Raw genomic sequence first — 25,513 nt, 5'->3', positions numbered from 1 at the left:
GCGCCGCTGGGCGAACGCACGCGCCGCGGGATGTGGCAGCGCTGGCTCCGCGGCTCGCGAGCGGCATCAGCATACGGTCGGCCGTCGCGTCGCAAGCCGTCAGGAGCGGGGCAACGCCACGGTCAGACGCTGTGCCATGGACCGTGAGGTCCGCGACTGAGCGCGCGCCGCCAAGGCTTCACACGCCCAACAACCGGGCCGACGCGCCGAGGGCCCGCGAGACGGGCTCGGCGTAGCCTGCGCCGAACAGGTGCAGGTGGACGAGCCAGCCGAACAGTTGATGCAGCGGCAGCTGCTCGCGCCAGTCGTCGGGCAGGTGGGCGGCCTCGGCGTAGGAATCGAGAATCGCCTCGAGCCCGGGGGCGCCGAACATCGTCAGCATCGCGAGGTCCGCGAGCGGGTGGTGCCCGCACGCCGCGGGGTCGATGACGACGGCGCCGCCGCGCGTCCACAGGACGTTGCCGCTCCACAGGTCGCCGTGTACGCGGGCGGGCCGCACGAACTCACCCGAGGCGCCCCAGGTGTCGACGGCCCCCGATTCGACGGCGCCGCAGACGCGCTGCGCGAGGTCAGCGTCGCGTCCCGCCAGCCGCGTGCGTTCCAGCACCGGTCGCAGCCGGGCCTGCGTGTAGAACGCCCCGAACGTCGCCGATTCGACATGGGGGAGCGTGAGCGGCTGATCGAGCGGACCGAAGAAGTACGTCGACGCGCCGGGCGGCAGCGCACCGAACGTGGGGGCACCCGCCGCATGCGTCGCCGCCAGAGCAGCACCGAACCGGGCCGCGGCCGCGTCGACGCCGTCGCTCGGGCGAGCCTCGTCTAGGCGCTCCAACGTCACCGACGTGGCGTCCTGGTCGAGCACCTCGACGACGTCGACGCCCCCATCGGCGCTCGCTGCGGCGAGCCACCGCAACCCCGCAGCCTCCGTGGCGAAGAAGCCGGACGGCGCGCCGGCTCGCTGCTTCACGTACGTGTTCTCGCGTCCGTTCATGCGATGAGAGTACGCTCGCGAGGTGCCGCAGATGACCACGCGCCGCCCCGTCCACCGCATCAACGCCGGGGGCATGAGCCGTCGCCCCGACGACCTCGTCGTCGAGGCGCCCCTCGAACTGCACCTCGACGACACGACCCTGGCTGTCCTCATGCGCACGCCCGGGCACGACACCGAACTCGCCGCCGGGTGGCTGCTCGTCGAGTCGGGAACGAGCGCGCCGGAGCACATCCGTCAGCTGCGCGGATGCTGGAAGAACGAGACCGACGCCATCGAGATCACCCTCGCCGCCGGCGTCGAACCACCGCGTCCGCGCTCGTTCGTCACCGGCGCGGCATGCGGCGTGTGCAGCGCCGACCAGCTGACGCTCGGACCCGCCATCGCGACGTGCGAAAAGGTGTTGAGCGCCGACGTCGCTCGCGAACTGCCCGACGCTCTGCGCCGCGGCCAGCGTGCCTTCGAACGCACCGGGGGGCTGCACGCGGCAGCCCTCGCGACGTACGACGGGGTGCTGGGGCCGGTGCGTGAGGATGTCGGGCGTCACAACGCCGTCGACAAGGTGCTTGGTCGCGCCCTCATGGAGGGTGAGCTGCCCGCGACGGATCGGCTGCTCGTCGTGTCCGGCCGGGTGTCTTTCGAGATCGTCCAGAAGGCCGTCGCGGCGGGCGTCAGCGGCATCGTCGCGGTATCGGCGCCGAGCTCGATGGCCGTCGATCTGTGCGAGGAATACGGACTCGTGCTCGTCGGCATGATGCGCCGCGACCACTTCAACGTCTACGCCGGCGCCGACCGCGTCAGCGCCTGACGGACGAGCCCTCGACGGCGCCGCGTCCTCTCGCGATCGTGTTCCACACGTACGCCATGCCCGTGCCAGGTGCGCCCAACGCGAGCATGCTCAGCACGACGCGCCAGCTGAGGTGCACCTCGCCGCGGCCCACGAACGGCGTGAGCACGAGCGCGCCGAGCGAGACCTGGAAGCACGCGACGGCGAGCGCCGGCAGCCCACGCGGAGCGATCTGCTTGCGCAGGTAGGTGAAGCCGAGGCCGTAGCACGCGGTAGCGGCGAGGCACGCGAGCTGACCCGTCGCGCTCGAACCGCCGAGTGAGTGCCACGGCGACAGGATGGTGAGCACGCCGACGAAGCCGAGGACGAGGCCGATGGCGCGATCACGCGGTCAGCCGTTCCTCCGGCAGCGCCGCGACGGCGACGATCATCGTCATGAGCGGCGTCGTCACGTCTTAGATGCTCGCCAGGCTGGAGGAGGCGTGCTGCTCGGCCCACGCGAAGAGTAGAGACGGCACGACTCATAACAGCATCGTGACGACGAGCAGGTGGCCTCGTACCGCACGATCCCGCGGGAGCGGTTGGCGCCGCACCGCACAGATCGCGAGCAGCGCGAGCGCGCCGCTCGCCATGCGGGCGAGCACGACCTGCACAACGGACAGCCACCTCGAGGCCGACCTTCGTGACCAGGAAGCTCGAACCCACATGAGCGCCAGCAACACGAACTGCGCCCCGACCGGCATGCGATTCACGGCGGGACTCCTGCGTCCTGACGCCAGGGTCCGGCGTCAGTTCGCGAGCGCTTCGAGCAGGTCGAAGCGGGTGAGGACGCCGATGGGGCGGCCGCCGTCGACGACGAGGACGGCGCCCTCGTCATGCAGCGCCTCGCGCGCCGCCGACACCGGTTCGCCGCGGCCGATGAGCGGCAGGCCCTCGCCGAGGTGGTCGGCGATGGCGTCGCTGAGCTGCGCGTCCCCGGCGAACAACAGGTCCATGAGCGTGCGCTCGCTGACGGCGCCGCGCACCTCGCCGAGCATGACGGGCGGCTCGGCGGCGACGACGGGGAGCTGGCTGACGCCGTACTCGCGCATGATGTCGATCGCGTCGCGGATCGTCTCCTGCGGGTGGGTGTGGACGAGGTCGGGCAGGTCGCCGGACTTGGCCTGCAGCACGTCGCCGACGGTGCGCTTGCCCTCGCCGGTGATGAAGCCGTAGGAGTTCATCCACGCGTCGTCGAAGATCTTCGACATGTAGCCGCGCCCGGAGTCGGGCAGCAGCACGACGACGACGGCGTCCTCGGGCAGGTCCTTCGCCACGCGTAGCGCGGCGACGACGGCCATGCCGCTCGAACCACCGACGAGCAGGCCCTCCTTCTCGGCGAGCTGACGCGTCATGGCGAACGCCTCGGCGTCGTTGACGGTGATGACGTCGTCCGGCACCGACGGGTCGTAGGCGCCGGGCCACATGTCCTCACCGACGCCCTCGACGAGGTAGGGACGCCCGGTGCCGCCCGAGTAGATCGAGCCCTCCGGGTCGGCGCCGATGATGCGCACGGGCCCACCGTCGGCCTCGGGGCGCTCGGCGCTGACCTCCTTGAGGTAGCGGCCGGTGCCCGAGATGGTGCCGCCCGTGCCGGCGCCCGCGACGAAGTGCGTGACGCGCCCGTCGGTGTCGCGCCAGATCTCCGGGCCGGTCGTCTCGTAGTGCGACTGCGGGCCGTGCTGGTTGAAGAACTGGTTCGGCTTCCACGCCCCGGGTGTCTCCTGCGTGATGCGGTCGGAGACCGAGTAGTACGAATCGGGGTGGTCGGGCGCGACGGACGTCGGCGTGACGACGACCTGGGCGCCGTAGGCGCGCAGTACGTCCATCTTGTCCTTGGCGACCTTGTCGGGGCAGACGAAGATGCAGCGGTAACCCTTGCGCTGCGCGACGAGCGCGAGACCGACGCCGGTGTTGCCCGAGGTCGGCTCGACGATGGTGCCGCCGGGCTTCAGCTCGCCGGAGGCCTCGGCCGCCTCGATCATCTTGAGGGCGATGCGGTCCTTGACCGAGCCGCCGGGGTTGAAGTACTCGACCTTCGCGAGGACGGTCGCGCGCACGCCCGCCTCACGCGCGACGGTGCCCAGCTTGACCAGAGGGGTGTTTCCGACCAGATCGACGACGCTCTCCGCATAGTTCATGGCTGGATCATTTCATGCCGTGCCGGTAGGGGCGTGGCGAGAATTCTCCGAAGCTCAACGCCACCTGGACATGACCTGTCGTTCTACTGTGTGACTTGCGGTGTGACAACGCCGTGTCGACGCGGGTGCGCCCGCCTCATCACCAGGAGATCCCCATGGCCGTTCGCACCCGCATCCCGTTGGTCGCGCTCAGCGCCGTCCTCGGCGCAGCCACCCTCGCCTCGGCTCCCGCATCGAGCGCCGCGACGCGGTTCGCCACGTACGACGCGATCGTCGCGCTCGACAACTGCTCGGGTTCGCTCGTGCGCTTCCCCGGCGCTGCCGACACCGACAAGGCCCTCGTCCTGACGAACGGGCACTGCATCGGCACGATGCCGGAGCCGTCGACGTTCATCTACGACAAGGCCGTGACACGTTCGGCGACGGTGCTCGGCGGCAGCGACGCGCACACCGTGACGAAGCTGACACTCGATCGCCTCCAGTACGCGACGATGACGGGCACCGATGTCGCCGTGTACCGCAGCACGTCGACGTACGCGCAGCTCGCGGCGAAGAACGTCACCGCTCGCCCGCTTGCGGCCACGCACCCGAGCGACGAGGCGAGCATCGACATTCCGTCGGGCTACTGGAAGCAGCACTACGGCTGCGCGATCAACGGTTTCGTGTACCAGTTGAAGGAGGGCGGCTACACGATGAACGACTCGATCCGCTACTCGACGTGCCAGACGCCGCACGGCAGCTCCGGCTCGCCGATCGTCGATGCGACGAGCGGCACCGTCATCGGCATCAACAACACCGGCAACGACGACGGCGAGCGCTGCACACTCGACAATCCGTGCGAGGTCGACGCGGCGGGCAACGTCAGCGTCCACCAGGGCCAGAGCTACGGTCAGCAGACGTACCCGCTCACCGCGTGCTTCACCGCCGGGCGCATCGACCTCGGGCTCAAGGGCTGCACCCTGTTCGGCGCGACGCCCGCGCAGCCGCCGACCGACCCGACGCCGACTCCTACACCGGACACGAATCTTCTCGTCAACGGTGACTTCGAATCCGGCACCCGCGGCTGGGGCGGTACGACGGGCGCCATCACGACCGATGTGACGTACGCCGCGCACGGCGGCGCGGCGAAGGCGTGGCTGGGCGGCAACGGCCGACGCGTCAGCGAATCGCTCAGCCAGAGCGTCACGATCCCCGCGAACGCGAAGACCCCGACGCTGACGTACTGGAGCCGTGTCGTGACGGCCGAGACCGGCTCGCGCGCCTACGACACGTTCAGTCTTGACGTCGTCGACGGCACCTCGACGAAGCGTGTGGCGTCAGCCTCGAACCTCGATGCGAGCAGCGACTACGTGGGTCACACCGTCGATCTGTCGGCGTACAAGGGCCGCAGCGTCACGCTGCGTTTCAGTGAGAGCGAGGACGCCGACCTCGCGACGAGCTTCCTCGTCGACGACGTCAGCGTGACGGCGGGCTGACGCGCTCAGGAGCTCTGACGCATTCAGGCGGCGGCGCAGGCGTTCCAGGCGGCGAGGGTGGTGTCGTCGTCGGGGACGCCTGCGGCGCGCGCCGCGTCGGCGATGCCGCGCCACGTCGTCTCGTCGACAGGCAGACCGTCGCGGGTGCGGGTGGCGCGCGTGGCGCGTTCGACCTCGCCGGGCAGCAGCGGCCCATGCTCGGCGCCGGCGGGCGCGGGGGAGGCCTTGACCCATTCGAGGAAAGCGTCGGCCGCGCCGGAGTCGAGTGAGCCGAGTGCGTTCGGGTCGATGAGGATGCTCGTCATCGAGTTGTAGATCGACGTCGCATCGTGCGCCGTCTCCTCACGCGTCGTCAGCCCGCCTGTGAGGGCGCCGCCGAGCAGTTCGCACATGATGGCCAGGCCCCCGCCCTTGTGCAGACCCATGGCACGCAGCGCGCCGTGCGGTTCGTCGAACAGCACCGACGGGTCGTCCGTCGGGCGCCCCTCGTGGTCGATGAGGCTGCCCTCGGGTGCCTCGACGCCCTTGTTGTGCGCGACACGCGCCTTGCCGTACGCGATGGCGCTCGTCGCGAAGTCGAGCAGGATGGTCGGTTCACCGACACGCGGGAAGGCGACGCAGAACGGGTTCGTGCTGAAACGGGCGTCGCTGCCGCCGAACGGCGCGACCATGAGGCTGCCGCCGACGTTGACGAAGTGGATGCTGATGAGCCCCGCCGCCGCGCACTGCTCGGCCCAGTGACCGATGCGGCCGACGTGGTGGGAGTTGCGCAGGCCCACGAGCGCGAGACCGTACTCGCGGGCCCGTTCGATGCCGACCGCCATCGCGTCGAACGCCATCGCCTGACCGAAGCCGTGCACGCCGTCGACGACGAGGACGGCGCCCGCGTCCGTCACCGTCTCCAGTTCGGCGTTGACGACGAGCCCACCCGCGGCGGCCGAGCCGACGTACGTCGGGATCATGCCGACACCGTGCGAGTCGTGCCCCGCGAGGTTGGCGGCGACGAGGTGGTCGGCGACGAGGCGCGCCTCGCGTTCGTCGCTGCCGAGCGCGTCACAGACGGTGCGGACGAGGTCGTGCGCCACGGCGGGCGGGACGATGCGTGTGGTCACGGCGGCAGGATTGGACGTCATGTCTCCAGCGTAGGCGTCCGCGAATCGGGCCCGGGCGGCGCCCGCGCCGATCCGGTGCCGACGAACGACGCACGTCTCAGGCCGCGCTCGACCACAACCGCACGGGTGTGATGCCGCCGGGTGTGCGCACGAGCACGGGCCACGCGAGGTGCTCGCCGAGCTCACGGGTCAGGGCGTCGGCCCAGCCCTCCTCGAACGGTGACGCGCCGGTCGTGCCCGATCGTTCGAGGCACAGTGCCGCGCCGCTGGGGACGCGATCATCGTCGACGAGGTGACGCACGAGCTCGCCGAGGCTGTCGATCGAGCGGGCATCCGGGGTGAGGCTGAGGCCCTCGATCTGCGTGAGGGCCGGCAGCGGGCGGGCGCTCGGGTCGAGGAACATCAGCCACAGGTTGCGCCTGCGCAGAGGGGCGGTCTCGAGCAGCGTCGTCCACGTCGCGACGAGCTCGGTGAGGTCGGTGATGGGTTCGTGCGCAGCAGTCATGGCTCCACCCTGACGCCTGGCTTCGCGGCGCCGCGTTCGTCATCCACAGCCGTCACACCTGGGGATGAGCCGACTGCGACTGCACGAGACTCACAGCCGCGTGTCGACATGACGACGGGGTGACGTCCGCCTGAGCGGACGACACCCCGTCGTCGTGGGCGAGCCGGGTCAGCTACGACGCGTGACCTCGGCGTTCTCCCGCTCCACCTTCGCGGCGTGCTCGGCACGCAGCTGCTCGTGCGCCGGGCGACGACGCACGATGAGGAAGTACGCGGCGAGCAGGATGACGAACCACAGCGGCGTCCACAGCAACGCCTGACGGGTGTCGTCCTTGATCCACAGCGTCCACAGCACGAAGACGAAGAACGCCATCGTCGCGTAGCACATGACGACGCCACCGGGCATCTTGAAGGTGCTCGCCTCGTGCAGGTGCGGGCGGCGACGGCGGTAGACGACGTAGCTGATGAGGATGATCGTCCACACGAACATGAAGCAGATCGCGGAGACCGTCGTGATCTTGTCGAACGCGTCGGCGACGCTGCCGCTCGCGCCGAGCAGCGGCAGGCCGATGAGCAGCAGCAACCCGCACGACAAGGCGAGGGAAGCCACCGGCACGCGGTTGCGTGACAGGCGCGAGAACACACGCGGCGCGTCGTTCTCCTCGGCGAGGCCGTAGACCATGCGTGAGGTCGAGTAGATGCCCGAGTTCGCGGAGGAGGCGGCCGACGTCATGACCACGAAGTTGACGACACCCGCGGCCGCGGCGAGACCGGCGAGGGCGAACATCTTGACGAACGGCGACTCGCCGGCCTTGAACTCCGTCCACGGACGCACCGACATGAGGATGACGAGCGCGCCGACGTAGAACAGCAGCATGCGGATCGGCACCGAGTTGACGGCGCGCGGCAGGTTCTTCTCCGGGTCCTTCGTCTCAGCAGCGGCGGTGCCGACGAGCTCGACGCCGACGAACGCGAACACGGCGATCTGGAAGCCCGCGGCGAAGCCCATGAACCCCATGGGGAAGATGCCGCCGTGCGACCACAGGTTCGAGAACGACGACTTCTGCCCGCCGTGCGAGCTGCCCGTGAAGATCATGTAGAGGCCGACGACGATGAGCGTGATGATCGCGATGACCTTGATGAGCGCGAACCAGAACTCGAGCTCGCCGAACGCCTTGACGCTCGGCAGGTTGAGCAGGAACAGCAGCGCGACGAGGCCGACGGCGGGGATCCACGACGGGGTGTCGGGCCACCAGTACTGGATGTACTTGGCGATGGCGGTCGTGTCGGCGATCGCCGTCGCGATCCAACAGAACCAGTACGTCCAGCCGACGAAGTACGAGGCCCACGGGCCGAGGATGTCGCCCGCGAAGTCGGCGAACGACTTGTAGTTGAGGTTGCTCAGCAGCAACTCACCCATGGCGCGCAGCACGAAGTACAGGAAGAACCCGATGATCGCGTACACGAGGATGACGGACGGGCCGGCGACGCTGATCGTCTTGCCCGAACCCATGAACAGGCCCGTGCCGATCGTTCCGCCGATGGCGATGAGCTGGAGGTGGCGGTTGGAGAGCCCCCGGGAGAGGTGCTCGCCGGCCGGTTCGTCATGAACCGGCGCTGCGGGTGTCGACATGCGCTGCCTTCCTGATCGTGGTCACGCGTCGAGGGGAGCCTATGAGCAAGATGTTTCATCGGTATGACGTGACACACGCCTTTCGCATCAAGGTTGCATAACGCTGCGTTGGGGTGGATGCCGTCGTCGATCCATGACGGTGGCGCTGATGGCAGCACCGACGGCGGCGCCGTCATGGAATGGCCGGCGGGCTCGCGTGGTTGCACCGAGCATGGAACCGATCTACACCGCAGAAGCACTCGCCACCGGCGCCGGCCGCAACGGCCACGTCCACTCCAGCGACGGCCGCGTCGACCTCGACCTCGCCGTCCCGCAGGCCATGGGCGGTTCGGGTGACGGCGCGAACCCCGAGCAGCTCTTCGCCGCCGGATACGCCGCGTGCTTCCACTCGGCACTGCAGATGGTGGCCCGCGGCGCGGGCGCCGACCTGGGGGAGTCGAGCGTCGGCGCGCGCGTCTCCATCGGCAAGGCCGGTGAGGGCTTCGGCCTCGCCGTCGAACTCGAGGTCGTCATCCCCGACCTGCCGCATGACGAGGCGCAGGCGCTCGCCGACAAGGCGCACCAGGTGTGCCCCTACTCCAACGCGACGCGCGGCAACATCGACGTCACCGTCACCGTCAGCGAGGACTGAGGCGTCGCGACCGAGAGCGGTTCGCGCGGGTGCCGCGCTGACTGAAACCGGCTGCGCGACGGCGCGTCGCCGCGGCAGCGTGACTGACATGACGAGCGGGTCCCCACCTCGAGGTGGGGACCCGCTCGTCATGCGTCGTGACGCTCGAAACCGTCAGTGCTGCGCGACGGGCGACGCGCCGCGCACGCCGGAGGAGTGCGGATCGTCCTCCATCGAGGAGTAGTCGAACGGGTCGCGCCCGCCGAGCACGTCACCGAGGCGCTCGCGGTCGATGGTCTTCGTCCACGTGCCGATCAGGACGGTCGCGACCGAGTTGCCCGCGAAGTTCGTCAGTGCGCGGGCCTCTGACATGAAGCGGTCGATGCCGACGATGAGGCCGACGCCGTCGACGAGCTCGGGCTTGTGGCTGCTGAGGCCGCCGGCGAGGGTGGCGAGACCGGCGCCGGTGACGCCGGCCGCACCCTTGGAGGCGACGATCATGAAGACGAGCAGGCCGATCTGTTCCCCGATCGACATGGGCATGTTCATCGCGTCGGCGATGAAGAGCGAACTCATCGTCAGGTAGATCGCGGTGCCGTCGAGGTTGAACGAGTACCCCGTCGGCACGACGATGCCGACGGTGGAGCGGTTGATGCCGGCGTGCTCCATCTTTGCCATGAGGTTCGGCAGCGCCGACTCCGACGACGATGTCGCGAGGATGAGGAGGAACTCGCGGCCGAGGTACTTGAACAGCTTCCAGATGTTGACGCGCGCGACGACCCACAGCAGCGCGCCGAGAATGACGAAGATGAACAGCGCGCACGTGACGTAGAAGCCCGCCATCAGTTTCGCCATCTCACCGACGGCCTTGGCGCCGGATTCACCGACGACGGCCGCCATCGCACCGAACGCGCCGATCGGGGCGAGCCACAGCACCATCGACAGCACGCGGAACACGATCTTCTGCATCGTGGCGATCGCACGCAGCGCGGGTTCGGCGGAGTCGCCGATGCGCTGGATGGCGAAGCCGACGAGCAGTGCGATGAACAGCACCTGCAGGACGCTGCCGGAGGTGAACGCGGAGAAGAACGTGTCGGGGATGATGCTCTTGAGGAAGTCGATGAACCCGCCCGACTTCTCGGCCGTCTTGACGTACTTGTCGGCCGATCCGTGCTTGACCGTCAGCCCGTGGCCCGGCTGGATGATGTTGCCGACGACGAGACCGATCGCAAGCGCGAACGTCGACATGGTGAGGAAGTAGGCGAGCGCCATGCCTCCTGCGCGCCCGACCGTCGCGGCCTTGCGGACGGAGCCGATGCCCAGCACGATCGTGCAGAAGATGACCGGCGTGATCATCATCTTGATGAGGCTGACGAACATCTCACCGAGCGGCTTCCAGGCCTTCGCCGCATCCGGCGCGACGAGACCGAAGACGATGCCGGCGATGACGGCGACGATGACGCCGATGTAGAGGTAGTGGCTGCGATCCTTCTTGGGGGATGTCGCGGCCGTGGAGACCTCCGGCGGCGCGCCCTCGGCGGAACTGCGCGGTGGTGGCGTGGGCGACGACGATACGTCGTGGTCGTACTGATCCGACACGGATGGCTTCCGATCTTGCGGCTGAACTGTGACGCCGTTCACCCTAGGGTGAAGATCAGACAACCTATGAGGTGGGGTGCCCCACACCGGATTTTGTGACGAAATCGATGCCGTCTGCGGGCGGGGGCGCTCTCGGGCTCCGGTCGACTACGAGTTCGGGCCGTGACTCAACTCACGCGGGCCGGCGTGACAGGAGCGCCGCGACCTCGGCGTGGTTGGTGTGCGGAAACATGTCGAACAGTCGCGCGGCCCACACGTCGAAGCTCGGCATCGCGGCGAGATCGGCGGCGAGGCTCGTCGGGTTGCAGCTCGAGTAGATGACGTGCGCGACGCAGCTGCGCTCGAGCGCGTCGGCGAGCGCTTCGATGCCGCGTCGCGGCGGGTTGACGACGACGAGATCCGGAACGTCGTGCTCGGGCATGACGAGGGTGCTCGCGTCGCCGACGTCGAACGTCACCGTCGCGTCCGACCCGGCTTCGGTGGCGCTGCGACGGGCGCTGTCGATGGCGCTCGGTTCGATCTCGACGCCGTGGACGCGGCGGGTGCCGTCCGCAAGATGGAGGGCGAAGCCGCCGACGCCGCAGTACAGGTCGAGCACCTGACGAGCGTCGACGTCGTCGGCCCACGCGCGCGCCTGGCGGTACAACGCCGCGGCGACATCGGTGTTCGTCTGGAAGAAGCTGCGGTGCTGCAGGTACAGCGTCACGTCGCCGACGGCCGCACGCAGCGTCTGCGTGGGCGTCAGGGCGATCTCGACATCCCCCTCGACGACGGCCTTGTGCTCCGGATGGATGTTCGCAGAGACGGCGACGATCTGCGGCAGGCGGTCCGTCAGGGCGGGCAGGGCGGCGCTGAGTCGGTCAACTCCGTCATTGGTGCGCACGACGAAGCGGACGAGCAACTCGCCGTCAGTGTTGGTGGTGACGATGACGAACTTGAGCTCGCCCGTGCGCGCGTCGACGTCATAGGGCATGAGACGTGCGTAGGTGATGAACCCGGCGAGGTCGGGCACGACGTCCCAGATCGGCCGTTCCTGGATGGGGCACTCGCGCAGGTCGACGGCAGGGCGCCCGGGCAGTGCGAGCCCGAGCGTCGGAGCGTCGACGTGGCCGCCGACGGCGAGCTTCACCTTGTTGCGAAACGCGGCCGGGCGCGATGCGGCGGGGGAGAGCCACGCCTCGGGCGCCACTCGTGCGGCGAGGGTGTGCTCGACGGACGTCTGCTTGCGCATGAGTTGCTCGTCGTACGGCACGGCCAGGTTCGTGCACGAGCGGCACGCACCGACGTCGAAATAGTGGCAGTGCACGCGCTCAGCGGCGGACGGTGAAGTCGTCGTAACCCTCGGGGGCGACGTCTCGCACCTCGACGTCGTCGACGGACGCCGCGTCGGGGCCGTCGTGACACCAGTCCACGAGCGATTCGACGGCGTCCGGCGTACCCTCGGCGACGACGTGCACCGCGGCGTCATCGAGGTTCTCGACGTAGCCGACGAGCCCCAGCGTGCGCGCCTGCTCGGCGCACGCGGCACGGTAGCTGACGCCCTGAACGGTGCCGGTGACGCGCAGATCGACCGCGCGGGACTGGTTCGAGACTGACATGCGCCTACGGTACGTCAGCGGCCCGCTGGCCTGCATCAGCGCTGCAGGTGGGGGCCGTGGCCGGGTCGCGGGTGCCGCGCCCGCCGGTTTCGCAGCCCGAACGCGCGTTGGATAGGTTCACTCTCGACCCCTGGTTCCTCCTGCCGCGTCGCTGGGCAGGCCTCGAGAATGGATGGCGGATGTTCGACGCACCGGGTGCCGAGATCGCCCCGAACGAGTTGACCGACGCCGAGCGTCGCCTCGGCGGCATCCCCGACGCAGCCCGCGACGACGACGTCAGCCCCGTTGAAGCGGAGCGTCTGGCGCGTCGACATGTGCTGCACGTGTCGTTCCTCGCCGCGTTCGGCGGGCTGCTCTACGGCTACGACACCGGCGTGATCTCGGGTGCGATGCTGCACGTCACCGAAGAGTTCCACATCAACGAGGAGCGCTTCGGCTCGGCGGCGCACAACATCACGGAGATCATCACCTCATCGATCCTGCTCGGCGCGGTGCTCGGTGCGCTGGGCACGAGCGTCATCGTCAAGAAGGTCGGGCGGCGCAAGGCGATCATCGGCATCGCGGCCGTGTTCGCGATCGGCGTGCTGCTCAGCGGCGCCGCGAACGACTGGTGGACGCTGTCGCTCGCGCGCGTCTTCCTCGGCCTCGCCGTCGGTGGCTCGACGATGGCGATCCCGACGTACATCTCCGAGCTCGCACCGCCCGCGAAGCGCGGCAGCTACGTGACGTTCTTCAACGTCGCGATCGGCGTCGGCATCCTCACCGCGAGCCTCGTCAACTACTTCCGCGACTCCGCGATCAGCTGGCGGGTCCGGATCGCCGCCGCTGTCGTTCCGGCGCTCGTGCTGCTCATCGGGATGAAGCCGCTGCCGGAGAGTCCACGCTGGCTGGTGCAGCAGGGGTTCGTCAACCCTGCTCGTCGGGTGCTGCGCTGGGTGCGTCCGAGCACGCGCGCGGTCGACGCGGAGATCGCCGAGATCAAGCGCACCTACCGCGAGGAGCAGCAGGCCTCCGGTGAGGGGGAGTGGCGAACCCTGTTCAGCGAGAAGTGGATTCGCCCGGCACTGTTCGCCGGCATCATGGTCGCGATCTTCACGCAGATCACCGGCTTGGAGATGATGATCTACTACACGCCGACGATCCTGAAGAACAACGTCGGCTTCTCCGACGACATGGCGCAGGCGGGCAACGTCGGCGTCGGCGTCGTCTATCTCGTCATGACGACGCTCGGTAAGTTCGTCGTCGACCGCATCGGGCGTCGCCGTCTCATGCTCGTCATGCTGCCCGGAGCCGCAGTGTCTATCGCCGCGTTCGGCATCGCGTTCTGGGTGACGAACGACGACCCGCCTGCGGGCGTCGCGCTCGCGCTCATCCTGTCCTTCATGTTCTTCCAGGCCGGCGGCATCCAGGTCGTCGGGTGGCTCATGGGTTCGGAGCTGTACCCGCTCAAGGTGCGTTCGGCGGCGACGGCGCTGCACGCGGCCGCGCTGTGGGGTTCGAACCTGCTCATCACGCTGACCGCCCTCACGCTCATCGACTGGCTGTCGCTGCCGGGCGCGATGATCTTCTACGCCGTCATCAACGTCATCGCCTGGGTGACGGTGTACTTCTTCGTTCCTGAGACGAAGGGTCGCAGCCTCGAAGAGATCGAGTCGAGCCTGCAGGACGGCACGTTCCTGCCACATCGTGGGCGCAAGCGCTCGCCCGCCGACGCCTGACGGCATCCCGCCGCAGACCGGCGTTCGTCTCGCGAGAGGCGAGCGCCGTTCGCGTCGTGGGGGATTGGTGCTGGACGTTAGGCAGACCTAACATGGCATGAGAAGCGTCGACGAACCGTTCGACAAGTAATGTCTGGTTATGTTTACGCTAACAACTCGTTCATGACGCCTGCCGGACATCACCCTGCCCGACGACGCCACCACCGCACGGCCGACGCCGTGCCACCTGCAGAAGGGGATTGCATGCGAGACCTTCGCGTCGCCGTAATCGGAGCCGGCCCGGCCGGCATCTACGCCTCGGACATCCTGACGAAGCAGCACGAGGGCGCGCGCGTCGACCTGTTCGACCGGCTGCCCGCACCGTACGGCCTCGTGCGCTATGGCGTGGCGCCCGACCACCCGCGCATCAAGGAGATCATCAAGGCGCTGCGTCGCGTGCTGTCGGGAGATCGCATCCGCTTCATCGGCAACGTCGACTACGGCACCGACCTCGACCTCGAACAGCTGCAGGAGCACTACGACGCCGTCATCTTCTCCACGGGCGCCTCGAGCGACCGACCGCTGGACATCCCCGGCATCGACCTCGACGGTAGCTTCGGCGCCGCAGACTTCGTCTCTTGGTACGACGGCCACCCCGACGTGCCGCGCGAATGGCCGCTGACGGCGCGCAAGGTCGCCGTCCTCGGCGCCGGCAACGTCGCCCTCGACGTCGCGCGCATGCTCGCCAAGCCCGCCGACGAGCAGCTGACGACCGAGATCCCGCAGAACGTCTACGACGGGTTGAAGGCGAACCAGGCGACGGAGGTGCACGTCTTCGCGCGCCGCGGCCCGGCGCAGTTGAAGTTCTCACCGATGGAGTTCCGCGAGCTGTCGCACAGCCCGAGCATCGACGTCATCGTGCACGAGGAGGGCTTCGAGATCGACGAGGCCGGCCAGGCCGCGATCAACGCGAGCAAGTCGACGAAGCTCGTCGTCAACACGCTGCTCAAGTACCTCGAGAACGAGCCGAGCGGCGCGCCGCACCAGATCCACCTGCACCTGTGCGAGGCGCCCGTCGAGATCCTCGGCGAGGACGGCCGCGTCGTCGGCCTGCGCACCGAGCACCAGGAGTTCAACGGCGACGCGACGACGCACGGCACGGGCGAGTTCCGCGACTGGGACGTACAGGCCGTCTACCGCGCCGTCGGGTACTACAGTTCGCCGCTGCGCGACCTGCCCTTCGACGACGCCGCGGGCGTCGTGCCCAACGAGGCGGGCCGCGTGACGGACGTCAGCGGCGAGGTGATGCCGGCGACGTACGTGACGGGGTGGATCAAGCGCGGCCCCGTCGGGCTCATCGGGCACACGAAGTCGGATGCATCGGAGACCATTGCGTGCCTGCTCGAGGACCTCGACTCGCTGCCCACGCCCAGTGGCGGCGACCCGGACGCGCTGCTACGTCACCTGCTTGATTCGGGTGTCGAGATCACGCTCTGGGATCACTGGGAGCGTCTCGACGCCCACGAGATCGCCCTCGGCGAGAGCGCCGGCCGCGAGCGCGTCAAGGTCGTGTCCCGTGAGGACATGATCGCCGCCGGTCAGGCATACGCCGAGGATCTTGCGTCCTGACGAGCTGCTGACGGTGGCGCCCGGCCCGGCTGGATCGGGATGCAAGGGGGCGAGTTGCTCTCGTGCGTCCCGTTGCCGGGCACGCGGGTCTCGAGATGGCGCAAGGCCACCTCGAGACCCGCGACGCGTCAGTTCGCGGTCGACTTCTGCAGCGTGACGGACGCCGTGTGCGACGCGCCGGAGGTGTCGCTCCACGTCACCTTTATCGTCGAGCCCGGGTAGCGGGTGCCCATGAGCGAGCTGAGGGAGTCGGTCGAGGTGACGGCCTTGCCGTCGAGGGCGGTGATCGTGTCACCCGCCGTCATCCCCGTGCTTGCGACAGCCGAGCCGTTCAGCACCTGCTGCACGACGACGCCGGTGTCGCTGGCGCCCCGCAACGACGAGCTCGGGACGACGGCCACGCCGAGGGCGGCCTTCGCGCCGATGTGATTCGTCGTCGTCTTGCGGCCGGCGAGGATGTCGTCGGCGATCGACTTGGCCTGCGTGATCGGGATGGCGTACCCCTCGGCGTTGCTGCGCTGATAGCCGGTGAGCGAGTTCGTCGCGGATGCGGCGGTGTCGATTCCGACGACCTTGCCCGCGGCGTCGAACAAAGGCCCGCCGGAGTAGCCGCCGACGATGGGCGCGTTCGTCTGCACGAGGTTCGTCAGGTTCTCACCGGACGACAACGACCCCTGCTCGGAGGCGGTGATCGAGCGCCCCGTCGCCGTCACGATGCCGGAGGCGGCTTAGAGCACGCCCTCGCCGCCGCCTTGGCCGACGGCGAGAACCTCTTCGGCCGTCCTGACCCCGTCGGTGTCCAGAGTGACGGTATCGAGGTTCTTCGCACCGCTGAGCTTGAGCACGGCGACGTCGTGGGATTCGTCGTGCCCGACGACGCTCGCCGTGTGTGCCCCGCCGTTCGGGACGGTGACGCGGATCTGCGTCGAGCCTGAGACGACGTGGTAGTTCGTCAGGACGGTGCCATCGGCCGTGAGCACCATGCCCGAGCCCGCAGCCTCACCGCTCGGGGTGGCCACGTCGATCATGACGACGCCCTTGCTCTGAGCGGCGGTGGCGCGCGTCGTCGTTCCGCTGGATGATGCGCCACTGGCTTGCGCGCCGCCGTTCGACGGCGACGTGCTCGAGCCGTCCGGTGCTGTTTGCGGCGTCGAGGCGCCGCCCTGATCCGTGTCAGTGGATGAGCTGCCCGAATCGGTGGTGCTGCGAGCGCTGGCGGCGTCGAGCTGACTGCGCAGCTGACGGGTGACGGAGCCGGCGTCGAACGCGCTGAGGGAACCGTCGTGCACGCCGATTGCCAAGGGGGCGGCGATGGCGGCCGAGCATGCTGCGGTGAGGGCGACGAGGGCGGGGCTGCGCATGGGATGCTCCTTGGGGCGAGTGCTCGGGCTTGCGATGGTGTGCGTCCCTGGCGTCGCGATGTGTTGGCGCGAGGGCGACGGCGACGGCGGTGCGTCGACGTGTTGAGACCCAGTGAAGGTGACGCACCGTGGGGTCCGCTGTCGCCGACCTGTGGAGTCGCTGTGTCGGCTGACGCCCGCGCGGCAGGTGGTGGAGGGCGCGCATCGCACGGCCGCGACGTTGCATGACTCTTGAGCATCTGCACGAGGAATGTGCGCGCGATTCCTCGTGCAGATGCGCAGAACTCGTGCAGCTGCGCGCGCCGGGGCCGGCTCGGAACGGTGTGAGGGGGTAGGAGACACTGGTCGCCGGGGGACAGGTGCGAAAGGGGGCGGTGTGAACATCTGGCCGCACATCGGCATCAGCGCCAGTGGCGTCGTCGGCGTCGTGGTCGCGACAGTGGTGCTGTACGCCGTCTTCGTCGCGATCCTGCATTTCTGGGGCATACGGTATCTGGCGGCCGGTTCGACGATGTCCGTCGCCGTGTTCACCGTCCTCGGGGCGCTGTGCGCCCGCGCGATGCTGGGCAACTCGCCGACGTTGTGCGGTGCGCTCGTCGCGATGGCCACCCTGTTCGTCCTGGAGTTCGGTTTCGGACGGCTGCACGCGGTGATGTCGATGCGCAGCCACCGCGCCGCGGGTCGCGCCCGGGCGTGGGCCGTCATGATCGACGGGCGGGCACGCCCGGACGCCCTGCGCCACGTCGGCCTCACCGCCGAGCGGTTGCACGAACGGTTGCGAGCCGGGGGAGTGCGGCACCTCGACGACGTCGCCCTCGCCGTCCTCGAACCGCGCGGCACGCTGACGGTCGTCCGGCGCGGCGAGAGCATCGACCCGAAGTTGCTGGTCGGGATCGCCGGGTTGCCGCCGGGGTTCGGTGACGTCGATACGACCGGCGGCCGCTGAACACCCCTCGAGATCGGGTGGCTTCCGTAGAGCACGTGTTCTCGCGATCTGCCACAGTGGCGGGATGACGATGCGCGCAATGGTAATGCAAGAGATCGCGGGGGCCGTCGGCGTCGAGGAGGTCGAGGTGCCCGCCCTGCCTGACGACGCCGTCCTCGTCGAGGTGCGCGCGACGGGGTTGTGCCGCAGCGACTGGCACGCGTGGGCCGGTCATGATGACGTCGAGCTGCCGCACGTGCCCGGTCACGAGTTCGCCGGGGTGATCACTGAGGTCGGTTCGGACGTCGTGAACTGGCGGGTCGGGCAGCGGGTGACGATGCCGTTCGTCGAGGGCTGCGGCGCCTGCGAGTGGTGTCGCACCGGTGACGCGCAGGTCTGTCCGACCCAGGATCAGCCGGGGTTCACGCACTGGGGATCGTTCGCGCAATACGTCGTCGCGCGACGCGCGGACACGAACCTCGTCGCCATCCCCGACGCTGTGAGCTTCGCGGCCGCCGCGAGCCTCGGGTGCCGGTTCGCGACGGCCTTTCGAGCTCTGACGGCTCGTGCTGATGTGCAGCCGGGTGAATGGGTGTGCGTCGTCGGCGCCGGGGGAGTCGGACTCAGCGCCGTCATGATCGCGAAGTCGCTCGGGGCGCGTGTCGTCGCCGTGGACCGCAACGTCGACGCGCTGGCGCTCGCGACGCGCGAGGGCGCGGACGCCGTCGTCCTGGCCAGGGGCGCCGGGGTCGCTGAGACCAACGAGCCTGTCGACGTGGCGGCCCGCGTCCACGAGATCACGGGTGGCGGAGCGCACGTCGCCGTCGACGCGGTGGGCAGCGAATCGACGTGTTCTGACGCGATTCATGCGCTGCGGCGTCGTGGGCGGCACGTGCAGGTGGGGTTGTTGCCGCCGGTGGGCGGGCATCCGCGCGTGCCGATGGCGCGCGTCATCGGTTGGGAGCTCGACGTGTTCGGCAGCCATGGCATGGCCGCCGCCGACTATCCGGCGATGCTGGCGCTCGTGGACGACGGCCGACTAGATCCCGGGCGACTCATCGCCCGCACCGTCAGCCTCGACGACGGCGCGGCGATGCTGCCGACGTTCGACGCTTCGCCGCTCTCCGGCGTGACGATGATCGACCCGCGTCGCTGACGCACCCAGCTCGTGGCGAGCGCGGTACGCGTGCTGTCGGCAGTAACCACTCCAGACGACGACAACACAGATGAAGAGGCGTCCGTCCTGTGCGTCGTCGCCCAGCGTCATGGCGGGCCTGAGGGCGCGAGGTGCGACGCATCAACGGGCGGGGCATCGACAAAGGCCATCTTGCGCCCAAGGGAGGTAGCTCTGTTCACCCCTGAGTTCGGTGGAGCATCTCGCCGACGAGCGTGCGACAGCGCTCGGCGATGTCGTCGCGGATGAGCTGCATGCGCTCGGTGCCCTCGATGCCGCGCGTCGACGGCTCATCGGTGTGCCACGTCTCGATCGTTGCGAGCATGCCGTCGATCGGTTCGAGCCGTGCAGCAGAGCCGACGATGATGACGCGGTCGGCAGTGCGCAGCACGGCGGGGTCGATGGCCTTGGGATGTTCGCCGTCAAAGGTTGCGCCGAGGGTGGCGACAGCGGCCGCTGACTCCGCGTTCACGGCACTGCCGGGCTGAGTGCCGGCGGAGTGGACATCGAGGCGCTCGCGAGCGAAATGGCGCGTGAGCGCGGCCGCCATCTGCGACTTGCCAGCGTTCTTGACGCAGACGAAGAGGACGCGCGGTCGACGACCCGCGTCAGCTGCGCCGTCGGGCGAGGAGGTGGGACGGTCAGTGCTGGGCATCGTGACCGGCCTCGAGCATGGGTTGGGGGGAGCGATCGCGCAGGGCCAGGCTGACGTAGACCAGAGCGACGAGAACGGGGACCTCGATGAGCGGGCCGACGACCCCGGCGAGTGCCTGGCCGGAGGTGACGCCGAACGTCGCGATGGCGACGGCGATGGCGAGCTCGAAGTTGTTGCCAGCAGCGGTGAAGGCGAGAGTCGTCGTCCGTTCGTAGCCCATGCCCAGGGCCCGGCCGAGCAGGTAGCCGCCGCCCCACATGAGCGCGAAGTAGGCGAGCAGGGGCAGCGCGATGCGGGCGACGTCGAGGGGGTGCGACGTGATCTGTGCGCCCTGCAACGCAAACAGGACGACGATGGTGAACAGCAGGCCGTAGAGCGCCCACGGCCCGATGCGGGGCAGAAAACGCGACTCGTACGCCTTACGGCCCCAACGCCTCTCGCCGATGCGCCGACTGAGGTAACCCGCGAGCAGCGGGAGGCCGAGGAAGACGAGAACCGACGCGGCGATGTGCCAGGGGGAGACGTCGAGATGTGATTGGTCGAGGCCGAGCCAGCCGGGCAGGACGCTGAGGTAGAACCAGCCGAGCGCGGCGAACGCGACGATCTGGAACAGCGCGTTGAGCGCGACGAGCACAGCAGCCGCGTCGCGGTCGCCGCAGGCGAGGTCATTCCAGATGATGACCATGGCGATGCAGCGCGCGAGGCCGACGATGATGAGGCCGGTGCGGTAGGTCGGCAGATCCGGCAGGAAGATCCACGCGAGGGCGAACATGAGCAACGGCCCGACCATCCAGTTGAGTGCGAGCGAGGCGCCGAGTAGCCGCCGGTCGGACGTGACGGCGTCGAGCTTGTCGTAACGCACCTTGGCGAGCACCGGGTACATCATGATGAGCAACCCGATGGCGATGGGCAGCGAGACCCCCTGGATCTCGACGGCTGACAAGGCGTCGTCGAGGCCGGGCACGAGGCGTCCCAACAGGAGGCCTGCCACCATGGCGGCGATGATCCACACGGGCAGGAAGCGGTCGAGCGTCGACAGTCTCGCGCGGGGCGATGCAGGGGAGTTCACGGTCGGCCGCCTTTTTTCGTCATCGGTGAATACGGTGCCATCGTGAGGCGTGATTCGACATGTGTCAAAATAGTTGAGTGACGATCGACGGGTGTGAGCGGCGGGGTGAGGCGACGTCGCGGGATGGTGCGCCTCAAGTCGTGGCGAACGACGAAGATGTTGCGCGCGCTGCTGCCGTGTTCAAGGCGCTCGGCGATTCGGCGCGTCTACGCCTGTTCGACGCGATCGTCGCGGCGGCGCCAGGGGAGATCTGTGTCTGCGACCTGCCGGACCTGGAATTGTCGCAGGCGACGATCTCGCATCACCTGCGCAAGCTGCGCGACGCTGGGCTCGTCACCTCAGAACGTCGCGGCACGTGGGTCTACTACCGCAGTGTGCCCGGGTCGCTGGATCCGGTTCGGGAGCTTCTGGGGGTCGAGTCGTCCCGAGTGGCGGCCCGGACGACGCTCGCGAGGTCGTAGCGACAACGCTGGAGGCGTCACCTCCATCGCGCGTGCGCCCCTCTGATCGACGCTTGCAGCGCCGGGTGTGACTCGAACGCCGGCACCGCTGCCAGCGCGCGGGTTCAGGAGGGTGGAAGTTCGCCTCGTCCGGGCCGTACGCGTCGTTCGGCCTCGGTGATGGCAACATCGTTGATGCTCGCCTCGCGACGGCTCATGTAACCGTCGGCATCGAAGTGCCACAGCTCGTTGCCGTAGGAACGCCACCACTGACCGTCATCGTCATGCCACTCGTACTGGAAACGCACGGCGATGCGGTCGTCGGTGAACGCCCACAGGTTCTTGCGCAACCGGTATTCGTGTTCGCGCGCCCACTTGCGAGTGAGGAACTCGATGACGGCGTCACGCCCGACGATGCTCTCGCCGCGGTTTCGCCACACGGTGTGCGGCGTATAGGCGCCGGCGACGCGTTCGGGGTCTCGCGTGTTCCACGCGTCCTCGGCAGCTTGCACCTTTGCGGCCGCTGTCTCGGCTGTGAAGGGTGGGACAGGGGGACGGGGTGCGTTCATGGCGGTCTCCTGGAATGGTTGGCGTTCAGATGGATGCTACGCGTTCGATCACACGTCCGCGCCACGCCAACGAGGTGTGCGACGTGCTCGTCCCCGTGTCGGCGGGGCACAGCGCGGTCATGATCGGGACGCCCACGTCGGGGGCGCCGGGCGGTACTCGATCCCATCTTGGACCTCGCGTGCGCGCTCAGGGGTGGCGGGGCGTCCGACGAGATGCAGGGCCATGTCGATGCCGGCGAAGACGCCTGCGTCCGTGATGACCTGCCCGTCGTCGATCCATCGCTGACCCGGGCATGGTTGGGCCTTGGGGTCGAGGGCCGCGACGCTGGCGAACGTGTCGTGGTAGGTCGTGAACGGGCGCTGGTGCAGCAACCCCGCGGCGGCAAGGAGGCGAGCGACCGTGCAAACACTCGCGACGATGGCACCTCGCTGCGCAGCCTCCTGCAGCCAGCCGCGGTGGCTCTCGTCTCGCAGACGCTCGAGCGAACCGTCGCCACCGGGCTCGATGACGACGTCGGCCCGAGGAATGTTGACCTCTCCGCGCGCGGTGTGAGGATCAGGCCCTTCGCGGAGCGTCGATGACGACTCCAGGTTTGCATCCGAAGCGAACCAAGCAGGCAAATAGCTCGGGGAGGCGAGCGTCACGCGGCGCCGTCTGTCACCGCGTCTGCGCGGGGCAGCAGTTTGGGCAGGATGTCGCCCAGGGTGACGACGCCACTGAAAGCGCCGTTGTCGGTGACGACGGCGAGCTGGTGGCTGCCTTCACGCATCAGCCGAAGCGCTTCATGCAGGGCCGTGTCGCGTGGCAGTTCGAGGACGGGACGGGCCACGGTGTCCGCAGGTGTCGCCTCGGGGAGCATCAGCGTGTCTCGCACGTGCACGACGCCCCGTACGCCGGAACCAGCGCCGGCGGGCTCCATCAGCAACACGCGCGTGTGCCCCTTGCGCATCACGGCAGCCTGAACATCACCGACGGTTGCCGTGGCGGGAGCCGCCGTAGGGGCGCCACGCCCGTCAAGCAGGTCTGCGATCGTCAGGCGTTCAAGGTCGATTGCGCTTGTCAGTGAGGTGCGGTAGGCGAGGTCGAGCGCTCCGACGCTCGCTGAGTGCTCGACGAGCTGGCGCAATGACGTCGAGTCTTGCGATTCGCTGACTTCATCGACCGGTTCGACACCGGAGCGGCGCACGAGCCAGTTCGCGGCACGGTTCAACGCCGCAAGGATCGGACGTGTGACACGCATGAAAGCGCGCATCGGCAGCGCCAGCATGATCGCGGACTTTTCGGGGTGTGCGATCGCCCATGACTTGGGCGCCATTTCCCCGATGACGAGGTGCAGGAACGTGACGATGATGAGCGCGAGGACGAACGCGGCGACGTCGGCAGCCGTCTCACCCAGGCCGACCATCTCCAGGGGTCTCATCAGGGCGTGGTGCACGGCAGGCTTGGTGATGGCACCCAATGCGAGGGTGCACACGGTGATCCCAAGCTGTGACGCTGCGAGGAGCATCGTGATTTCGCCCGAGCTGCGAAGCGCGGCACGCGCGGACGCTGACGGGTTGTCTTCAAGGCGGTGGGTGCGCGCGTTGATGAGGGAGAACTCGGCGGCGACGAAGAACGCTGACAGGGCGATGATGACGATTGTCGCGATAGTCGTGGCGAAGGGATTCATCGGTCGCTCCCTTCTTCCTCGGTGTCGTGCGGGGCTGATTCTGGTTCGAGCAGGGTCAACCTGAGCAGGGACGGCACGTGCCGTTCCACAGCAAGAACTTCGATGTCGAGGCGGGATGGCGGGGCGTCCTCATCCACGGCCAGTACACGCGGGCCCTGGGGTACGTCGATGACGACACGCTCACCGACGCGCGGGAGCGTACCGAGGCGACCCACCACGAGGCCCGCGACCGTTTCGTATTCACCCTCGGGCAGGTCTACGTCAAGAGCACGTTCGACCTCGTCGATGTGCACGGACCCTTGCATCACCCACTGGCCGTCATCGGGCAGCGGCGCATACTCGGGTAGGACCGGGTCGTGCTCGTCGGTGATTTCCCCGACAACTTCCTCTGCCAGGTCTTCGACGGTGATGATGCCGGTGAACCCGCCGAACTCGTCGATGACACATGCGAGTTGCTGCTTGGCGCGGTCGAGTTCGCTCAACGCGGTGGACAACCCCATCAGCTCAGGAACGATCAGTGCCGGACGCATCACCGACGAGACCGGCCGAGCGCCATCCTGCGCGGCGAGCACATCGACGAGGTGCACGACACCGGCGACGTCGTCGGTGCCGTCGATCACGGGGTAGCGCGTGTGCCCGCTCGCCATGAGAGCGCGCATCTCAGCGATGTTTGTTTCAGTTCGCACTGAGTCGACCTGAGCGCGGGGGATCATCGCGTGATCGACGTTCTGGGTGGGAAAGTCGATGATGCGATCCAGCATGTCTGACAGTTCCGGCGCGAGGTCGCCCGTCTGCTTCGACGCCTCGACAACGTGGTGCAGGTCATCCGCTGTGGCGGCCTGCTCGACGTCGTGCACCGGTTCGATGCCGACACGCTTCAACAGCAGCTCAGCGGACTTGTCGAACACCCAGATGGCCGGGCCGAACACCTTCAAGTACAGGGCGCTCGACCGTGCGAGAGCGCCGCTGACCTGCTCGGGGCGAGCTATAGCGTAGTTCTTCGGGTAAAGCTCACCGAACAGCATCTGCACGAACGTGGAGAAGGTGATTGCGAGAATGCCGCCCACGGTCAGGCCGATGCCGGTGGGGATGCCGACTCCGCCGAGCATGGACGACAGCGCCATTCCGATGAGTGGTTCGGCCACGTAGCCGACAAGCAGGCCTGTCACGGTGATACCGAGCTGCGCGCCGGACAGGAGGAACGAGGTGCGGCGGGTGATAGCGAGGGTGCGGCGTGCCGTGTCATCGCCTGCCTGCGCACGAGCCGTCAGCTTGGAGCGGTCCACGGACATGTAGGCGAACTCTTGCGCCACGAAGTACGCCGTCACTGCGGTGATCGCAAGAACGACGACGACACCGGTCAAGAGGGACAAGGCGTCGTTCATGGCCGCTCCGCCCCGGGTCCGCTGAACATGTTGGAAAAGGGCGGCGGTGGTAGGGGGTTCATCCGTATTCCCGATCGTGGGTTCGCGACAGCCGCACTGGGCGCGTCTCGCGCGCTCTGCGCGTGACGGCCCAGCGTAGCCCGTACTGTGTCCCCATCTCTTTTAGTCCGCGTACGGGCGGCGGTGCACCGGGTGCCGCTACCGCTCGACGACCCACGTCCGGTCGGGAAGCACCGGCCGTTTCCCTCATCAGGGACAAGAAGCGGTCATTTCACCCGGTCGGCCTGTAACCGGGCGGCGCGGTTCAAATTGGATGCAACAAATGGGCGGCGTGGTCCTGGCTATCTGCTCTTGGTTCACCCTGGAAGCAAAGCGACAGGCCGTGTGGTGTTGGTTCTCAGGAAACCTTGCCATGTAGGGCGGAACAACCATGCTGGGTGGCGATGATTCGTG

Annotated in this window: 25 protein-coding genes and 1 pseudogene; 8 read left to right on the top strand and 18 right to left on the bottom strand. The window is 68.5% G+C overall.

From position 1 onward, the window contains the following. Window positions 1–178: 178 nt before the first annotated feature. The gene (locus AC1RS9_RS02730) at window positions 179–991 is read right to left on the bottom strand and encodes a fructosamine kinase family protein (RefSeq protein WP_131940970.1); all 813 of its coding nucleotides are present in this window, start codon (window positions 989–991) and stop codon (window positions 179–181) included. 31 nt (window positions 992–1,022) lie between these two features. On the opposite strand from AC1RS9_RS02730, the gene fdhD reads away from it, so the two are divergent. Beyond that, window positions 1,023–1,796, top strand: a complete 774-nt coding sequence (fdhD, locus tag AC1RS9_RS02725) for a formate dehydrogenase accessory sulfurtransferase FdhD (RefSeq protein ID WP_115296252.1) — start codon at window positions 1,023–1,025, stop codon at window positions 1,794–1,796. Here the strand turns inward: fdhD and AC1RS9_RS02720 are convergent. The 3 genes from AC1RS9_RS02720 to AC1RS9_RS02710 form a co-directional block, all read right to left on the bottom strand. Continuing rightward, window positions 1,786–2,124: a DMT family transporter gene (locus AC1RS9_RS02720; RefSeq protein WP_165583627.1), complete on the bottom strand. Its 339-nt coding sequence runs from the start codon at window positions 2,122–2,124 to the stop codon at window positions 1,786–1,788. The two genes, fdhD and AC1RS9_RS02720, sit on opposite strands and share 11 nt — an antisense overlap. 172 nt (window positions 2,125–2,296) lie before the next feature. Beyond that, on the bottom strand, window positions 2,297–2,527 hold the full coding sequence (locus AC1RS9_RS02715) for a hypothetical protein (RefSeq protein WP_165583626.1): 231 nt from the start codon (window positions 2,525–2,527) through the stop codon (window positions 2,297–2,299). A gap of 36 nt (window positions 2,528–2,563) precedes the next feature. Beyond that, a complete protein-coding gene (locus tag AC1RS9_RS02710) occupies window positions 2,564–3,955 on the bottom strand; it encodes a cystathionine beta-synthase (protein ID WP_473956353.1) in 1,392 nt (463 codons plus the stop codon). A 155-nt stretch (window positions 3,956–4,110) separates the two neighbouring features. On the opposite strand from AC1RS9_RS02710, the gene AC1RS9_RS02705 reads away from it, so the two are divergent. Continuing rightward, window positions 4,111–5,430 carry a S1 family peptidase gene (locus AC1RS9_RS02705; RefSeq protein WP_492920427.1) on the top strand — a complete coding sequence of 440 codons (1,320 nt, stop codon included), beginning with the start codon at window positions 4,111–4,113 and terminating at the stop codon, window positions 5,428–5,430. Between the two features lie 23 nt (window positions 5,431–5,453). Here AC1RS9_RS02705 and AC1RS9_RS02700 read toward each other — a convergent pair whose 3' ends face one another. The 3 genes from AC1RS9_RS02700 to AC1RS9_RS02690 form a co-directional block, all read right to left on the bottom strand. Further along, window positions 5,454–6,563 carry a malate/lactate/ureidoglycolate dehydrogenase gene (locus AC1RS9_RS02700; protein WP_038568042.1) on the bottom strand — a complete coding sequence of 370 codons (1,110 nt, stop codon included), beginning with the start codon at window positions 6,561–6,563 and terminating at the stop codon, window positions 5,454–5,456. A 76-nt stretch (window positions 6,564–6,639) separates the two neighbouring features. Then, window positions 6,640–7,047, bottom strand: a complete 408-nt coding sequence (locus AC1RS9_RS02695; protein WP_338813306.1) for a hypothetical protein — start codon at window positions 7,045–7,047, stop codon at window positions 6,640–6,642. 168 nt (window positions 7,048–7,215) lie between these two features. Beyond that, complete coding sequence (locus tag AC1RS9_RS02690) at window positions 7,216–8,679, bottom strand: amino acid permease (protein WP_338813308.1); 1,464 nt, start codon at window positions 8,677–8,679, stop codon at window positions 7,216–7,218. A 211-nt stretch (window positions 8,680–8,890) separates the two neighbouring features. On the opposite strand from AC1RS9_RS02690, the gene AC1RS9_RS02685 reads away from it, so the two are divergent. Then, on the top strand, window positions 8,891–9,310 hold the full coding sequence (locus AC1RS9_RS02685; RefSeq protein WP_040014430.1) for an organic hydroperoxide resistance protein: 420 nt from the start codon (window positions 8,891–8,893) through the stop codon (window positions 9,308–9,310). A 153-nt stretch (window positions 9,311–9,463) separates the two neighbouring features. Here AC1RS9_RS02685 and AC1RS9_RS02680 read toward each other — a convergent pair whose 3' ends face one another. The 3 genes from AC1RS9_RS02680 to AC1RS9_RS02670 all read right to left on the bottom strand — a co-directional run bounded on the left by AC1RS9_RS02680 (window position 9,464) and on the right by AC1RS9_RS02670 (window position 12,486). Further along, entirely contained in the window at window positions 9,464–10,888 is a 1,425-nt protein-coding gene (locus AC1RS9_RS02680; RefSeq protein WP_006944345.1) for a C4-dicarboxylate transporter DctA, read from the bottom strand. A gap of 172 nt (window positions 10,889–11,060) precedes the next feature. Beyond that, window positions 11,061–12,194 (bottom strand): methyltransferase domain-containing protein, encoded by a 1,134-nt coding sequence (locus AC1RS9_RS02675; RefSeq protein WP_492920423.1) that lies wholly within the window; start codon window positions 12,192–12,194, stop codon window positions 11,061–11,063. A 4-nt stretch (window positions 12,195–12,198) separates the two neighbouring features. Beyond that, entirely contained in the window at window positions 12,199–12,486 is a 288-nt protein-coding gene (locus AC1RS9_RS02670) for an acylphosphatase (RefSeq protein ID WP_006944351.1), read from the bottom strand. A gap of 179 nt (window positions 12,487–12,665) precedes the next feature. Here AC1RS9_RS02670 and AC1RS9_RS02665 point away from each other — a divergent pair, with 179 nt between their 5' ends. Next, window positions 12,666–14,204 (top strand): sugar porter family MFS transporter, encoded by a 1,539-nt coding sequence (locus AC1RS9_RS02665; protein ID WP_115296248.1) that lies wholly within the window; start codon window positions 12,666–12,668, stop codon window positions 14,202–14,204. 243 nt (window positions 14,205–14,447) lie between these two features. Then, on the top strand, window positions 14,448–15,812 hold the full coding sequence (locus tag AC1RS9_RS02660) for an FAD-dependent oxidoreductase (protein WP_115296247.1): 1,365 nt from the start codon (window positions 14,448–14,450) through the stop codon (window positions 15,810–15,812). Between the two features lie 128 nt (window positions 15,813–15,940). On the opposite strand, the gene AC1RS9_RS02655 is transcribed toward AC1RS9_RS02660, so the two are convergent. Together AC1RS9_RS02655 and AC1RS9_RS02650 are read right to left on the bottom strand one after the other, a co-directional pair. After that, window positions 15,941–16,213, bottom strand: a complete 273-nt coding sequence (locus tag AC1RS9_RS02655) for a PDZ domain-containing protein (protein WP_354946057.1) — start codon at window positions 16,211–16,213, stop codon at window positions 15,941–15,943. Window positions 16,214–16,384: 171 nt separating this feature from the next. Next, window positions 16,385–17,173 (bottom strand): annotated as a pseudogene (locus tag AC1RS9_RS02650) (S1C family serine protease); the annotation flags it as partial. Window positions 17,174–17,549: 376 nt separating this feature from the next. On the opposite strand from AC1RS9_RS02650, the gene AC1RS9_RS02645 reads away from it, so the two are divergent. Next, a complete protein-coding gene (locus tag AC1RS9_RS02645) occupies window positions 17,550–18,119 on the top strand; it encodes a YetF domain-containing protein (protein ID WP_354946053.1) in 570 nt (189 codons plus the stop codon). A 70-nt stretch (window positions 18,120–18,189) separates the two neighbouring features. Then, the gene (locus AC1RS9_RS02640; protein ID WP_449758767.1) at window positions 18,190–19,254 is read left to right on the top strand and encodes an alcohol dehydrogenase catalytic domain-containing protein; all 1,065 of its coding nucleotides are present in this window, start codon (window positions 18,190–18,192) and stop codon (window positions 19,252–19,254) included. Between the two features lie 196 nt (window positions 19,255–19,450). Here AC1RS9_RS02640 and AC1RS9_RS02635 read toward each other — a convergent pair whose 3' ends face one another. Together AC1RS9_RS02635 and arsB are read right to left on the bottom strand one after the other, a co-directional pair. After that, complete coding sequence (locus tag AC1RS9_RS02635; RefSeq protein ID WP_474915949.1) at window positions 19,451–19,927, bottom strand: arsenate-mycothiol transferase ArsC; 477 nt, start codon at window positions 19,925–19,927, stop codon at window positions 19,451–19,453. Continuing rightward, window positions 19,914–20,996, bottom strand: coding sequence for an ACR3 family arsenite efflux transporter (gene arsB, locus AC1RS9_RS02630; RefSeq protein ID WP_144707719.1), 1,083 nt, complete (start codon window positions 20,994–20,996; stop codon window positions 19,914–19,916). Before arsB ends, AC1RS9_RS02635 begins: the two co-directional genes overlap by 14 nt. 140 nt (window positions 20,997–21,136) lie before the next feature. On the opposite strand from arsB, the gene AC1RS9_RS02625 reads away from it, so the two are divergent. Then, the gene (locus AC1RS9_RS02625) at window positions 21,137–21,457 is read left to right on the top strand and encodes an ArsR/SmtB family transcription factor (RefSeq protein ID WP_074045342.1); all 321 of its coding nucleotides are present in this window, start codon (window positions 21,137–21,139) and stop codon (window positions 21,455–21,457) included. A 104-nt stretch (window positions 21,458–21,561) separates the two neighbouring features. Here the strand turns inward: AC1RS9_RS02625 and AC1RS9_RS02620 are convergent, their stop codons facing one another. The 4 genes from AC1RS9_RS02620 to AC1RS9_RS02605 form a co-directional block, all read right to left on the bottom strand. Then, window positions 21,562–22,005, bottom strand: coding sequence for a nuclear transport factor 2 family protein (locus tag AC1RS9_RS02620; RefSeq protein WP_074045341.1), 444 nt, complete (start codon window positions 22,003–22,005; stop codon window positions 21,562–21,564). A gap of 117 nt (window positions 22,006–22,122) precedes the next feature. After that, window positions 22,123–22,650 (bottom strand): DJ-1/PfpI family protein, encoded by a 528-nt coding sequence (locus AC1RS9_RS02615; protein WP_074045340.1) that lies wholly within the window; start codon window positions 22,648–22,650, stop codon window positions 22,123–22,125. Continuing rightward, window positions 22,647–23,675, bottom strand: a complete 1,029-nt coding sequence (locus AC1RS9_RS02610) for a CNNM domain-containing protein (RefSeq protein ID WP_492920419.1) — start codon at window positions 23,673–23,675, stop codon at window positions 22,647–22,649. Before AC1RS9_RS02610 ends, AC1RS9_RS02615 begins: the two co-directional genes overlap by 4 nt. After that, complete coding sequence (locus tag AC1RS9_RS02605; protein WP_006944354.1) at window positions 23,672–25,060, bottom strand: hemolysin family protein; 1,389 nt, start codon at window positions 25,058–25,060, stop codon at window positions 23,672–23,674. Before AC1RS9_RS02605 ends, AC1RS9_RS02610 begins: the two co-directional genes overlap by 4 nt. Window positions 25,061–25,513: the final 453 nt, after the last annotated feature.

The organism is Dermacoccus sp. MPR-E5, assembly GCF_058809565.1.
Note: the sequence above shows the minus strand (reverse complement) of the source record. Positions and strands in the feature narration are given on the sequence as shown.